Source organism: Pontibacter sp. E15-1 (assembly GCF_022601975.1).
Lineage (GTDB): Bacteria > Bacteroidota > Bacteroidia > Cytophagales > Hymenobacteraceae > Pontibacter.
This window is the reverse complement of the sequence record NZ_JAKVIR010000031.1, coordinates 1-12,364: the sequence shown is the minus strand read 5'-3', so window position 1 is coordinate 12,364 and position 12,364 is coordinate 1. Positions and strand designations below refer to the sequence as shown.

At 55.8% G+C, this 12,364-nt stretch carries 13 protein-coding genes; 7 read left to right on the top strand and 6 right to left on the bottom strand.

The window, feature by feature from the left end:
- The first annotated feature begins 55 nt into the window (after window positions 1-55).
- Together MKJ04_RS19085 and MKJ04_RS19080 are read left to right on the top strand one after the other, a co-directional pair.
- The gene (locus MKJ04_RS19085) at window positions 56-829 is read left to right on the top strand and encodes an alpha/beta fold hydrolase (protein ID WP_241643264.1); all 774 of its coding nucleotides are present in this window, start codon (window positions 56-58) and stop codon (window positions 827-829) included.
- Between the two features lie 127 nt (window positions 830-956).
- The gene (locus tag MKJ04_RS19080) at window positions 957-2,138 is read left to right on the top strand and encodes an MFS transporter (RefSeq protein WP_241643263.1); all 1,182 of its coding nucleotides are present in this window, start codon (window positions 957-959) and stop codon (window positions 2,136-2,138) included.
- 81 nt (window positions 2,139-2,219) lie between these two features.
- On the opposite strand, the gene MKJ04_RS19075 is transcribed toward MKJ04_RS19080, so the two are convergent.
- Window positions 2,220-2,645, bottom strand: a complete 426-nt coding sequence (locus MKJ04_RS19075) for a hypothetical protein (protein ID WP_241643262.1) — start codon at window positions 2,643-2,645, stop codon at window positions 2,220-2,222.
- Between the two features lie 204 nt (window positions 2,646-2,849).
- Here MKJ04_RS19075 and MKJ04_RS19070 point away from each other — a divergent pair, with 204 nt between their 5' ends.
- Window positions 2,850-3,173, top strand: coding sequence for a LysM peptidoglycan-binding domain-containing protein (locus MKJ04_RS19070; RefSeq protein WP_241643261.1), 324 nt, complete (start codon window positions 2,850-2,852; stop codon window positions 3,171-3,173).
- 145 nt (window positions 3,174-3,318) lie between these two features.
- On the opposite strand, the gene MKJ04_RS19065 is transcribed toward MKJ04_RS19070, so the two are convergent.
- Entirely contained in the window at window positions 3,319-3,738 is a 420-nt protein-coding gene (locus MKJ04_RS19065) for a nucleoside-diphosphate kinase (protein WP_241643260.1), read from the bottom strand.
- Window positions 3,739-3,967: 229 nt separating this feature from the next.
- On the opposite strand from MKJ04_RS19065, the gene MKJ04_RS19060 reads away from it, so the two are divergent.
- Genes MKJ04_RS19060 through MKJ04_RS19050 form a run of 3 tightly spaced genes read left to right on the top strand, consistent with a single transcriptional unit; the run spans window position 3,968 to window position 6,533 of the window.
- Entirely contained in the window at window positions 3,968-4,999 is a 1,032-nt protein-coding gene (locus tag MKJ04_RS19060; RefSeq protein WP_241643259.1) for a DHH family phosphoesterase, read from the top strand.
- Between the two features lie 45 nt (window positions 5,000-5,044).
- Entirely contained in the window at window positions 5,045-5,983 is a 939-nt protein-coding gene (locus tag MKJ04_RS19055; RefSeq protein ID WP_241643258.1) for an FKBP-type peptidyl-prolyl cis-trans isomerase, read from the top strand.
- Window positions 5,984-6,005: 22 nt separating this feature from the next.
- Window positions 6,006-6,533, top strand: a complete 528-nt coding sequence (locus MKJ04_RS19050) for an FKBP-type peptidyl-prolyl cis-trans isomerase (RefSeq protein WP_241643257.1) — start codon at window positions 6,006-6,008, stop codon at window positions 6,531-6,533.
- Between the two features lie 84 nt (window positions 6,534-6,617).
- Here MKJ04_RS19050 and recO read toward each other — a convergent pair whose 3' ends face one another.
- The 4 genes from recO to MKJ04_RS19030 all read right to left on the bottom strand — a co-directional run bounded on the left by recO (window position 6,618) and on the right by MKJ04_RS19030 (window position 10,979).
- Complete coding sequence (gene recO / locus MKJ04_RS19045; protein WP_241643256.1) at window positions 6,618-7,331, bottom strand: DNA repair protein RecO; 714 nt, start codon at window positions 7,329-7,331, stop codon at window positions 6,618-6,620.
- A gap of 172 nt (window positions 7,332-7,503) precedes the next feature.
- Window positions 7,504-9,843: a T9SS type A sorting domain-containing protein gene (locus MKJ04_RS19040; protein ID WP_241643255.1), complete on the bottom strand. Its 2,340-nt coding sequence runs from the start codon at window positions 9,841-9,843 to the stop codon at window positions 7,504-7,506.
- 51 nt (window positions 9,844-9,894) lie between these two features.
- Complete coding sequence (locus MKJ04_RS19035) at window positions 9,895-10,488, bottom strand: thymidine kinase (RefSeq protein WP_241643254.1); 594 nt, start codon at window positions 10,486-10,488, stop codon at window positions 9,895-9,897.
- Between the two features lie 167 nt (window positions 10,489-10,655).
- Complete coding sequence (locus tag MKJ04_RS19030; RefSeq protein ID WP_241643253.1) at window positions 10,656-10,979, bottom strand: 2Fe-2S iron-sulfur cluster-binding protein; 324 nt, start codon at window positions 10,977-10,979, stop codon at window positions 10,656-10,658.
- A 34-nt stretch (window positions 10,980-11,013) separates the two neighbouring features.
- Here MKJ04_RS19030 and MKJ04_RS19025 point away from each other — a divergent pair, with 34 nt between their 5' ends.
- Window positions 11,014-12,129, top strand: coding sequence for a hypothetical protein (locus MKJ04_RS19025; RefSeq protein WP_241643252.1), 1,116 nt, complete (start codon window positions 11,014-11,016; stop codon window positions 12,127-12,129).
- Window positions 12,130-12,364 lie beyond the last annotated feature (235 nt).

Genomic DNA, 12,364 nt, shown 5'->3' with positions numbered 1-12,364 from the left:
ATTTGTTACTTTATACTGATTATCCTAAAACCCTATACATCCTGACTCAGACGAAATGGCGAAAACATATATAGATGCCGGTTCCGGCGATGCCCTGGTTTTCCTGCACGGCTTCTGTGAGAGCAAACAGGTATGGGCCGAGTTTATGAAGCCGCTGCAGCAGCAGTTCCGGACCGTGGCACTGGACTTGCCCGGCCACGGCGACAACACCCTCCTCAGCGACGACCTAGGTATGGAGAGTCAGGTTGAGGACGTGATGCGCCAGTTAAAGGAGCTGGGTATAAAAAAGTGCATTCTGGTTGGCCACTCGATGGGGGGCTACGTGAGCCTGGCTTTTGCCGCAAAGTACGGCGGTATGCTACAGGGCCTTTGCCTCTTCCATTCCTCGGCCCTGCCCGATACCGACGAGAAAAAGGAAAATCGCGACAAAACCATTTCCTATGTGGAGCGCCATGGCGTAGCGAACTTCATCAACCCGTTTGTGGAGCCGCTCTTCTTCCGCGAAAACCGTGACCGGTTGAAAACAGAAATAGCCGCGCTGAAGGAAATCGGCCGTCTGACGCCAAAGGCATCGGTCATAGGTGCCCTGGCTGCCATGCGCGACCGCCCGGACCGCACCCATGTGTTGCGGGAATCAAGGTATCCTGTACTCTTTATCTTCGGGAAAGACGATGCCGCCGTGCCGCTTGACAAAGCACTGGAGCAATGCCACCTGCCTGCCAACAGCATGGTTTGCTTTCTTGCCAAAACCGGCCACATGGGTATGTTTGAACGTAGCTATGAAACCCGAAAAGCTCTGGAAAAATATGCAGAAACTATTTTCGGATAATCATTCCGCAAAAGAAATCATGAAAGTCATATAGATCGCCTGTTACGATTTATACCCCTTGCCATTCCTGGGTTTCGGCCCTCCCACTTTCTGATGCTTCAGTTCTCTAAACTCCGCTAAATCCCTCATGCCACAAACTGCCACGCTTGCGCCAGCCCCCGCCCGTATCCTGCCCACCATTGTTTTTTCGCAGTTTGCCGGCACCTCGCTGTGGTTTGCGGGCAATGCGGTACTGCCCGAGCTGCAGGCATCGCTGCAACTGCAGGAGGGCGCGTTTGCGCTGCTTACGTCGGCGGTGCAGTTGGGCTTCATCCTCGGCACGTTGTGCTTCGCCTTCCTCGCGCTAGCCGACCGTGTGTCGCCAAGGCTGCTGTTTCTGCTGTGCGCGCTGCTGGGCGCTGCAGCCAACGCCCTGGTGCTTTTTTCGGCTACCAGTGTGGCAGGTGTGCTTGTGCTGCGCGGCATCACGGGCTTTCTGCTGGCGGGCATCTACCCGGTGGGTATGAAAATAGCCGCCAGCTGGTATAGCGGCAAGCTGGGAAAAGCCATTGGCTACCTGGTGGGCGCACTGGTGCTGGGCACTGCCTTCCCGCACCTGCTGCGCGGCCTGGGTGCCTCGTTGCCGTGGCAAAGCATGCTGTTGGGAGTCAGCGCGTTGGCAGCCCTTGGCGGCGTGCTGATGTATGTGTTGGTGCCCGACGGACCCTACATGGCCAAAGGCGCAACGTTCAGGGTGGGCAATATCCTGGAAATATTTCGGGTGCGAGAGCTACGGGCCGCCGCCTTTGGCTATTTCGGGCACATGTGGGAGCTATATGCCTTCTGGGCATTTGTGCCTTATGTGCTGGCGCATGTGCTGCCGGGCACCTCGCAGGGGCAGCTGTCGGTGTATAGCTTTTATGTGATTGCAGCCGGTGCCGTGGGCTGTATTTCGGGCGGATACCTGTCGCAGCGCTGGGGAAGCGGGCGGGTGGCGTTTGTGCAGCTGCTGCTGTCGGGGGTTTGCTGTGTGTTGTCGGTGTGGGTGCTGCAGGAGCCTGCCCTACTGCTGCCTTTTCTGCTCTTCTGGGGCGTGGTGGTGGCCGGCGACTCGCCGCAATTCTCGGCACTTACGGCTAGAACGGCCCCTCCACAGCTGGTAGGCACGGCGCTTACAGTGGTTACCTCGCTCGGTTTTGCCATCACCATTGGCAGCATCCAGTTGCTTGGCCACCTGCTCACGTTTATGGCCCCGCACAGTGTTTTCGTGTTCCTGGCGGTGGGCCCAGTGGCGGGACTGCTGGCCATGCGGCCCCTGCTCCAAAAATAAAGCGGCAGCCTGCTTTACCGCAGACTGCCGCCTAAAAATCGAAACCTTACCCTGCTATACTCCAAGCAGGGAAAAGAGTTGCTACTTCGTTTCCAGTTGCATCACAGAGCCGTCCGGGGCCTTCAGGTGAATCTTGTCTTCCGTAAGTTTTGTCACTTCAAAGCTCTCCGTCATATCGCTCCCCTCCATCTGTAGGGAAATGCGTTTGGCGGCTTGGTCAAACGTCCAGGTGCCGGTTTGCAGCGACCCGCCACCGCCCATCGCGAAGCGGCCATCCGCATAAAACTGCATCGTTTGATCTTTCTCAGCCGACGACAGCTTCTCCTTGTCGCCTGCGGCGTTCAGCTCTTTATCGGCAACCCAGGTTTTGCTGGTCGGCCCGGAAATCATGTTTTCGGTGCCTACTTTGTCTTCGCCGCCGCAACTCGCCAGCGTTACCACAAAAAGCAGCACCAGCACGGCATGCAATGTATGCTTGAGGTGGTTCATTCTCTGTGTTTTTTTCATCGTCTTATCGTTTATATAGGTGCATCAGCTAAGTGCCTGTAAATGCATGTAGGTTGCTTACGGTCTTTGGCAACTAGCAGTTGCCAAAGACCGTAAGCAACTAACCGCCTCATTTGGCGTAACTTACCTAAGCGGTTATACCTAAAATAACAGTAACTCGCTGTATACCTAACATTTGACTTCTAAACTAAACGACATAGAGCTATGGGACTGATGGATTTCTTTAAAAAAGGGAAGGAAGAACCGGCGAAACCTGCCGCTGCGCCAAAAAGCACACAAAAGGCAACCACACCGGGAAATTCTGACCACACGTTTCTGAACAAGAGCGAACCCAACAAGGCGGCAACCGCGATGCCCGACCAGGACATTTATACCGTGAAAAGCGGCGACTCGCTCTCTAAAATAGCCAAGCAGCACTACGGCGACGCAAACGACTGGAAGCGCATATATGAGGCAAACAAAGAACTGATCGGCCCGAACGCCGACCTGATTCATCCGGGCCAGCGTTTCGTGATTCCGCGAAAGTAGTCGCGCTCCGGCAGAACAGCGGCGGCCAGCATCTTAGGGTGCTGGCCGCCGTTGTTTTGGCAAAAGGCATAAAAAAGCAAAAGCCTCCTGGCCATACTGGCCAGGAGGCTTTTTATCAATAAGTGCGATTCTAAAACCTGATCGCTTAGAAACGCTCGTCGGCAGTGAAGTAGAAATCGCCTTCGATCTGCGCGTTCTCGTCAGAGTCAGAGCCGTGAACGGCGTTTGCCTCGATAGACTTGGCGTATTTCTTACGGATGGTGCCTTCCTCCGCCTGGGCCGGGTTGGTGGCACCGATCAGCTTGCGGAAGTCTTCCACTGCGTTGTCTTTCTCCAGAATCATCGCCACGATAGGGCCGGAAGACATATAGCTTACCAGGTCGGCGTAGAAAGGGCGCTCTTTGTGCACTTCGTAAAACTTGCCGGCGCGCTCGGGCGTCAGCTTTGTCTTTTTCATTGCCACAACACGGAAGCCGCCTTGCTCAATCATTTGTGTAATGCCGCCAATGTGGTTTTCTGCCACCGCGTCTGGCTTAATCATGGTAAATGTGATGTTTCCGGCCATCTTTCTTAAATCTTAAAAGTTATACGTCTAATTTGGGACTGCAAAAGTAGGGCATTTTGTGCGAAATCAGCATACTTTCACGGTATACTTTTATACCCATACCCATTCCCCGGCGCCCTGTTTAGCGGCACTGTGGCACTGCTAAGGCGTCATTTTATTGTTTATGAAGTATTTTATGCTGAAATTCGCGCCTTATATCCTTATTAATCAGAGGATTTAAAACGATAGTATGCACAATATCAATGCGCTGAAGGAACTTTTGCAGGAGCCTAAAGAGGTGATGATCACCACGCACCATAAACCAGACGCGGACGCGCTAGGCTCCTCGCTGGGTTTGGCGGGCTACCTCAAAAAGAAAGGCCACCGGGTAACGGTGATCACGCCTTCCGATTACCCTGACTTCCTGAACTGGATGGAAGGCAACAACGACGTGGTGGTATACACCGAGAAAAAGGACGCCCTGGTGCAGCGCATTATCGCTGAGTCGCAGGTGATCTTTTGCCTCGACTTCAACACGCTTTCCCGCATCAACGAGATGGGCGAGTACATCCGGCACGCCCCGGGCACCAAGGTGCTGATAGACCACCACCTGCAGCCCGAGGACTTCGCGGACCTGGATTACGCCAACACCAGCGCGGCGGCCACCGCCGAGATCGTGTATGACCTGATCAAGGCCATGGGCGACGCCGACCTGATCGACACCAGCATCGGCGAGTGCCTGTATGCCGGCATCATGACGGACACGGGTTCTTTCCGGCACCCTAACACGACCCAAAACGTGCACCTGATCATCGCAGACCTGCTGCAGATCGGGGTGAAAACCTCGGACATCCACCGCCTGATCTATGATAGCTCGACGGAGCTGCGCCTGCGCTTTCTGGGGTATGCCCTGAAGGAGAAGCTGGTGGTGCTGCCCGAGTACAAGACCGCCTACATTCCCATCACGGCAGAGGAACTGAAGACCTACAACTCCAAGACGGGCGACACCGAGGGGCTAGTGAACTATGCGCTCTCCATTGAAGGCATCGTTTTTGCGGCCCTGATCATTGACCGGACGCAGGCCGTGAAAATGTCGTTCCGCTCGGTGGGCGATTTTTCTGCCAATGAGTTTGCGCGGGCGCACTTTAACGGCGGCGGCCACAAAAACGCCGCTGGCGGCATCTCGATGGAGCCGCTGGCAGCCACGGTGCAAAAATTCGAGAGCCTGTTGCCGCTTTACAAAGACCAGTTGCAGCAGGCTGCCTCATCTTCAACCAAGTAATATCTATCTCAACTTATATCAATGCTATCTAAAACTAAATTTTTGATGCCGGTACTAGCTGGCGCGCTGTTGTTGCAAGGATGCGACAAAAACAATGACCAATTTTATACGACGGCTGACGGCCTGACCTATAAAGTATATGAGAAGTCAGATGACGGCACCTACAAGAACAAGGGTGAGATTGCCGCCGACGACTCCACCGGTGCCAAGATAGGCCAGGTAGTGACGATGCAGATGTCGTATCAGAACGCGGAGGACTCTGTGCTGTTCGACTCGCGCACACAAACCCAGCCCGTGATGATCCCGGTGATGGAGCCTTCCTTTAAAGGAAGCCTGGAGCAGGCCCTGATGATGCTGTCTCCCGGAGACAGCGGCGTGTTCAAGGTGAACGCCGACTCGCTTTTTGCCAAGACCTTTGCCCAGCCGATGCCTCCGTTCATCAAGCCAGGCTCGCAGCTGACGTTCTTTATCAAAGCCGAGAAGGTGCAGTCGAGAGAGCAGGCCATGGCCGACCAGCAGAAGATGATGGAGGAGCAGATGAAAGAAGCGCAGGTGCACGCGGAGAAGCAGATCAAGATCGACGACGAGAAGATTCAGGAGTACATCAAGACCAACAACCTGCAGAACGTGCAGAAGACGGAGTCTGGGGTATACTACGTGATCAACCAGCCGGGCAAAGGGCCACAGGCCAACGCCGGTGACCAGGTTTCGGTACACTACAAGCTGTCTTTCCTGGATGGCAAGGAAGTGGAGAACTCCCGCTCTAACCCAATGGGCAACGGCGACCCCTTCCAGTTTGTGCTGGGCCAGGGCCGTGTGATCAAAGGCTGGGATGAGGCCATCCAGAAGCTGAACAAAGGCAGCCAGGCCACCCTGCTTGTGCCTTCGCCCCTGGCGTACGGCGAGCAGGACCGCGGTCCGGATATGCCAGCCAACTCTATCCTCCGCTTCGATGTGGAGCTGGTGGATGTACAGAAACAATAATCACCATTTAAACCAACCAAACATGAAGTATATCATGTTCACTGCAAAAAACAGAAGCCGCCTGCTACAGGCGCTTCTGCTCTTTGTAACATTCGGAGTACTTGCTTCCTGCGCAAAAGAGTACGAACCCTTCGACCCTGTAAAACAGCGCGAGAAGGACGACAAGCAGATTCAGGAATACCTGCAGAAAAACAACGTGGACATGAGTACCGTGACTAAGACGAACTCCGGGCTATACTATCAGCTTGTGGAGCCGGGTACTGGTGCCAAAGTTGAATCCGGGGACAACGTGGAGGTGCATTATACCGGAATACTGTTGGATGGTACTAAATTTGACTCGAGCGTTGACAGAAACGAGACTTTCGTGATTAGGCCCATTGGCGCAAACAAAGTGATTTCGGGCTGGGACGAAGGCGTGAAACTGATGCATGTAGGTGAGAAGGCCCGCCTGTACATTCCTTCACACTTAGCTTATGGCACTAGGGGAAGTTATAGCATCCCTCCTAACACAGTGCTTATTTTCGACATTGAGATTATAAGCATTCAATAGCCATCACGATAATCTGAAATAAACCGGAAGGGGCCAGCACAAACACGTGCTAGCCCCTTCCGGTTTATACCCTCTCCCGGCTCCCTATTCCGCCAGCACCTCCGACAGGATGGCCAGCGACTTAACCTCGCCCAGTTTGTCTACATGCAGCTGGTAGTAGCGGATGAGGATGTCGAGCAGCTCGCGCCGCACGCGGCCGTTCGGGATCAGACCGGGCGCACTCTCCCCCAGCAGCAGGTCGAAGTACCGCTCGTGCGCCTGCATGGCCAGCACCGTGGGGGCCGATGTGGCCGACTGCGCGTTAGCCGAGAAGGCCACCTGCTCTACAATCTCCGCCCCCGACCCCGGCCCGAAGCCCAGGTGGTAGCTGAGCTGCAGCAGAAACACCAGGTGGAAGTTCTCAAAGTCCCGCTCCTGCGCATCAAAGAAGATAATGGCGTTGTAGAGGAAATGAAACAGCACCGGGTTCTCCTCCTCCTCCTTTACCGTGCGCGATACCATCTCGGACAGAAACAACAGGATGCTGCTCTTCCGGATATCGAACGGTATGGAAAAGAAAGGCTGGGTGACCTTGAACTCGGAGATGCGCGTCAGGCCGCCTCTGGGCGAGGTATACACCACCATCTCCAGCAGCGTGAACGGCTGGAACAGCGCCACCCGCGAGCCCGGTCCCTTCTTGCGCACGCCGTTCACGATGTACGACTGCACACCCAGCGCCTCGGTATACACCCGCGCAATCACAGACGTTTCGCGGTACTTGATGTGGTTGAGTACGATACCTCGTGTTTTAACTAGCATATTCAGGGCTTTCGCAAAACAGACGTGCTGAAAACAGTTAGATGGCTGAATGGCTGAATGGCAACATGGTTAACTCGCAAGAGCCTAAACAGCTATATATAAGTATAAACTGGATACGCTGAACCTTAGCAGACAAAACAATTAACAACAAGCAATCAACAATTTTACTACTCTACTCCAGTACGGCGATTTTGCTGATGCAGGTTTGGCCGCCCGTTTCGTCGGCGCTCATCACCAGGTATACCCCGGCCTTCACGCGTTTGCCGTTGTAGTCGCGGGCATCCCAGGAGAGCGTGCCGCCAGTGGCCCTGGTTTTGTATACCAGTGTGCCCGAGATGTCGGTGATGCGCACGTGCGCATTGTTGGGCAAGCCCGAAACGCCTATCAGGCCAGTATAGTCACGGCGTACAGGGTTTGGGAACACGGTGGCGCATTCGGGTTTCCCCTCCGTGATGGTGGCACCTGCCCGGTAGGAGGCAATGCCGCCTTCGGTGGCCACAAACACCACCCCCGTCTGATGTTCCACCGCCACCGAAAGCACTTTGTCAGAAGGCAGCGGGCTGTTTTGGGCCGTATAGTGCCGCAACAGTTCGTCGCCATCCGGGCTGAAGAGCCACAGGCCATTGTCGGTGCCCATCCATTTGCGGTTTGCCCCGTCCACAGCGATCGCCCGCACGGTCTGCCCGTTCAGCAGGGGCCGCCCGCTGATGATCGGCAAGTGCGCGTCATAAGGCTGCGACTCAAACACGAACTCGGTTGTGTAGTATACGCCCGCGCCGTTGGCCGTGCCCACCCATACATCCCCGTTCAGGTCCTTGGCCATACTGTACACAGCCCCGTCCGGAAGCCCCCCGTTCCCATCCCCCACCGAGAGGGAGCGCACGAGGTTGCGTGTGTCGTCAAACACCACCAGCCCGCTTTTGGTGTTGCGGCGGCGGGAGATGGACAGCCACTTCCGGCCATAGTCGTCAATCAGGAGCTTGTCGAGGTTGCTGCCGTCGGCCACGCCAGGCAGCACAAAAGCGCTCCAGGTGCCGTCGGGCTGCAGCCGGTGCAAGCCCGGCATGTTCGCGAGCTGGTTCCGGTTTACGGCCCACACGCTTCCCTCCGCATCCACGGCCACATCCGTCACGCGCACATAGTTCCGGTCTTCCGGTGTCAGGGAGCTGACCAGCGTGCTGTTGCCGTTGTTGTGCAGCACGGCGTTTCCTAGTCCGCCCCACTCCAGCAGTCCGTTGCCATAACTCGCGAAGTACATTTTGTCGGTAACGGGGTTATATGCCGCTGCCACAAGGTCGCGGGCAGGTACGTAAGCCTGCGGGTCAGGGTATAGAAACTGGTTATAGTTTACCCACCTGCCTTCCTCATACACATAAAAACCCTCGTGGATGCTCGCATCCAGGTAGCTTTCGTTGTAGCCCCCACTCAGCACGTAGGCTTTGCCGCCGTGGGTATACAGCCTGAAGCTATTGGTGGAATACGGCCCGTTGGGGGCAAATGCCGTCGCCCCCGTGCCATCGGTAGCGAGTTGCACCAGCCCGTTTGCTCCGTCTGCCACCCATAGCCTGCCCTCGCTCCCTACCACAGCCTCCTGCGGCTGGGCCAGCAGGGCATGTGCCAGCGCGGTTATTTTCCGGGAGGTATGGAGCAGGGTAATGCCGTCGGGTGTTGCAATGGCCAGGTAGCCGTTTGCGGCAGTCAGGCTCCGGATAGCCGTGTTGCCGCCCACGGCTATCTGCTGCCAGCTTCCGGCATGCAGCGCGTATACCCCGTTTCCGGAGGTGCCGGCATACAGCTGCCCGTTGAAAGCAGCCAGAGAGGAAGCGGCATTTGGGGTCGGCAAGCCGCCGCCCATCCCGGACCAGTTATGAAAATCCTGAAGGTTAGCACCCGCGCGCCGCGCCGCCAGCAGCCCAATGTCGGTGGAGACGTAAATGCTGTCGCGGAGGATGGCGGCGGCCTGCACGCTCACCACCTCCCCGGTAGGGCCAAGGTTGCTGTAGGTGTTTTTTATTTCAAGCCGCTGCAGGTCCAGCACCACTACCCCGAAAGAGGTGGAAAGGTAGGCCAGCTTGTCGGCGATGGTTATGCGGTTGATTTTCTTTTCGCCGGAGATGGTTTTCCGGAAAATGTCGGGGATGTTGTAGAGGGTGTTGCCGCGCAGCAGGTCCACTTGCGTGTTGGCGTAAGCGATCACCAGCGTGCTCGTGGCCGCATCGTAGCCAATCGTGCTGATCCGCTGTTCCCGCAGCCCGTCTACCTTCGATACTGTTTTTGTCGTGTTAAACTCTTTGTCGTAGTAAAAGAGGCCGTTGGGGGCCGCCACGTATACCCTGTCGCCAGCGTCGGCCACGGCCCTTGCCTGCTGGTAAGGCACATGCACCTGCCAGCTGCCAAGCGGCGTGCTGCTTTGCCCATACCCTTGCCCGCTGAGCAACAGCAGAGCCAGCACCGCTACCAGGCAGCGGTAGGCAAAGTCAATATTTTTGTGCGCTGTAGCAGAAGCTTCCATGGGACTTACTATTTGCAGGCACTGCCGCGTGACGCGTGTACGTGGCAGTGCCTATTTCTTGATTTTCATACCCTCCACAAAGCAGTGGCGGCAGCGGGCCTCGTACGAGTCGGTCTCCCCTAAAAGCACCTGTTGCTCAGAGGCAGCGCTGCGGTAGGAGTACGTGGCAATGTCGCCGCACTGCACGCACACGGCATGCACCTTGGTTACGTACTCAGCCACGGCCATCAGCGCTGGCATCGGCCCGAAGGGCTTGCCCATATAGTCCATGTCCAGGCCGGCGGCAATCACGCGCACGCCGCTGTTGGCCAGCTTTACGCATACCTCGGCCAGGCCATCGTCAAAAAACTGCGCCTCGTCTACCCCTACCACATCGCAGCTGCCGCCCAGCAGCAGCATGTCCTGGGCAAAGTCGATGGGCGTGGAGCGGATGGCGTTGGCGTTGTGCGACACCACATCCTCGTCGTGGTAGCGCTTGTCTACGGTGGGCTTAAAGATCTCTATCTTCTGCTTCGCGATTTTCGCCCGGTTCAGCCTGCGAATGAGCTCTTCGGTCTTGCCCGAAAACATCGACCCGCAGATCACCTCAATCCATCCTCTTCTGGTAGCGTGGTTCTCGTTGCCTACGCGTGGTTCAATAAACATTTTTTGGCGATATGCTGGTGAGCGTAATGGTTAACTGGTTTGATGGCTGTATGTTGAATGGTTTAATGGTTCGATGGTTTAATTGTTAAATGGCTAAATTGTTAAACTGATAAACGTCTCAACTCTCTAACCTTTTAACTCTCTAACTTTCTAACTACTATAACTTTCTAACTACTATAGTTCAGGTGCGGCAATTTTGTCTGCTCGGGCACTTTTCCGGAGGCGTCGCCGTGGGCCAATGTACACTGGCAGGCAAGTCGTTCGTTCTCTTTCAGGCGGCCCTTCTCGCGGTAGCGGGTTTCAGCCACGGTCAGCGGCCCGAAGTGCTCTATCCCCTGCAGCACAATGATGCGGCAGGTGGTGCAGCGCCCCTTTCCCCCGCAGGCATGCATCCAGTCGGTGCCCTGCGCTTGCAGGGCCTGCAGCAGCGTTTGCCCCGGCTCAATTTTTACTTGAAGCTGCGCGAGGTTTTGCACCGTCAACTTCGGCATAATTTTATAACTTTACAGGAGAAAGCATACCCCCATGGACGACAAATATAATCAATTACACATAGAGCGTTACAGCAAACAGCTGGCAAATCTGCTTTGCGACCGCCACTTTGCCACCTACGACACCCTGAATGGCCCTCAGCTCCTGAATTTTACCCCTATCCGGCAGGTAAACCTGTTCGTGATAAAAGAGTTGCTGCTGAAATGGCACCAGGAAATGGCCACCCTCCGCAGCCCATACTTCGATTATGAGCATGAGGAGGTGAAGGAGGCGCTGCTGAATTTCATGAACGTGCTCTCGCGCAAGATCCTGATGAAGCGCAACGCCTTTGAACCGCTGCTGCAAAAGGCCATTTACGACGCCTTCCTGGTCGTGATCGCCCCCATCACCACGTTTGAGGAGAAGTTTCTGCGCATCCAGGAGGAGATTGCGCTGCCCAAGCTGCAGGAAAACCTGAAGTACATCGACATCGACAAGCCGCTCTTCGCGGGCTTCGTAGACACCCTCTCGGCCAGCAGCCGCGACCGGGAGTATATCCTGAGCCGCTTTAAGCTGTATATGAACGCCAACCAGGGCAAGCGCGCGCCGCTGGCAGACCTGGTGCAGAAGTTTAACGCGCTGCTGCCTATTTCGGAGCAGGAGATCATTACGGGCCAGCCCGCCCCGGCTGTGGTGGCCACTCCCATACCTGCCCCCACGCCAGCCGCCCCTTTCCGGGAGCGCGAGGTTGTCTCGCCGATCCATACCGCGCAGCGTGAGGCCTCGGCCCCTGTCGCCGTGGCCGCCCGGCCCATTTACCGGCGCGACGAGGAGGACAACGAGGACGAAACGCCTGCCAACGTGCGCCCAACCCTGAACGACAATTTCCGGAAGGCCCCGTCTGCCTCGCTAGCCGACTCGCACAGCAACCTCAAGATCGAGTCGCTGAAAAACTCGATCTCCATCAACCAGCGCTTCAGCTTCATCAACGAGCTCTTTGACGGCGACAACATGACCTACTACCATACCGTGAAGGAACTGGACGAGTACACAGACGCCGAATCGGCCAAGCGCCACGTGACGCAGACCCTGGCCAACAAGTATGACTGGAGCAAAAAGCAGGAGCACGTGAACAAGCTTCTCCGCCTGATCGAGCGCAAGTTCTCCTGAGGCACACCTGCCCCTGAAATGACAAATGCCGCCGCAACAGGGTGGCATTTGTCATTTCAGGGGAGAGGAGCCGCTTTTAAAGTGTGCGGTGGTGCTTAAAATTAGGAAACGTACTCAAAAGACAGGTATAAGCTGTTGCAATTGCGCCCCCGATATACTAATTAGTCGCTCCTTAAAAACGATATAAATCCTTATTTTTCAACATGTTGAGGTGTAAAACTTATGGTTTTCAGGG

Excerpts from the sequence above, each read along its gene's own strand:
- MKJ04_RS19085 (WP_241643264.1), top strand. The coding sequence starts at position 56 with ATGGCGAAAACATATATAGATGCCGGTTCCGGCGATGCCCTGGTTTTC.
- MKJ04_RS19080 (WP_241643263.1), top strand. The coding sequence starts at position 957 with ATGCCACAAACTGCCACGCTTGCGCCAGCCCCCGCCCGTATCCTGCCC.
- MKJ04_RS19075 (WP_241643262.1), bottom strand. The coding sequence starts at position 2,645 with ATGAAAAAAACACAGAGAATGAACCACCTCAAGCATACATTGCATGCC.
- MKJ04_RS19070 (WP_241643261.1), top strand. The coding sequence starts at position 2,850 with ATGGGACTGATGGATTTCTTTAAAAAAGGGAAGGAAGAACCGGCGAAA.
- MKJ04_RS19065 (WP_241643260.1), bottom strand. The coding sequence starts at position 3,738 with ATGGCCGGAAACATCACATTTACCATGATTAAGCCAGACGCGGTGGCA.
- MKJ04_RS19060 (WP_241643259.1), top strand. The coding sequence starts at position 3,968 with ATGCACAATATCAATGCGCTGAAGGAACTTTTGCAGGAGCCTAAAGAG.
- MKJ04_RS19055 (WP_241643258.1), top strand. The coding sequence starts at position 5,045 with ATGCCGGTACTAGCTGGCGCGCTGTTGTTGCAAGGATGCGACAAAAAC.
- MKJ04_RS19050 (WP_241643257.1), top strand. The coding sequence starts at position 6,006 with ATGAAGTATATCATGTTCACTGCAAAAAACAGAAGCCGCCTGCTACAG.
- recO (WP_241643256.1), bottom strand. The coding sequence starts at position 7,331 with ATGCTAGTTAAAACACGAGGTATCGTACTCAACCACATCAAGTACCGC.
- MKJ04_RS19040 (WP_241643255.1), bottom strand. The coding sequence starts at position 9,843 with ATGGAAGCTTCTGCTACAGCGCACAAAAATATTGACTTTGCCTACCGC.
- MKJ04_RS19035 (WP_241643254.1), bottom strand. The coding sequence starts at position 10,488 with ATGTTTATTGAACCACGCGTAGGCAACGAGAACCACGCTACCAGAAGA.
- MKJ04_RS19030 (WP_241643253.1), bottom strand. The coding sequence starts at position 10,979 with ATGCCGAAGTTGACGGTGCAAAACCTCGCGCAGCTTCAAGTAAAAATT.
- MKJ04_RS19025 (WP_241643252.1), top strand. The coding sequence starts at position 11,014 with ATGGACGACAAATATAATCAATTACACATAGAGCGTTACAGCAAACAG.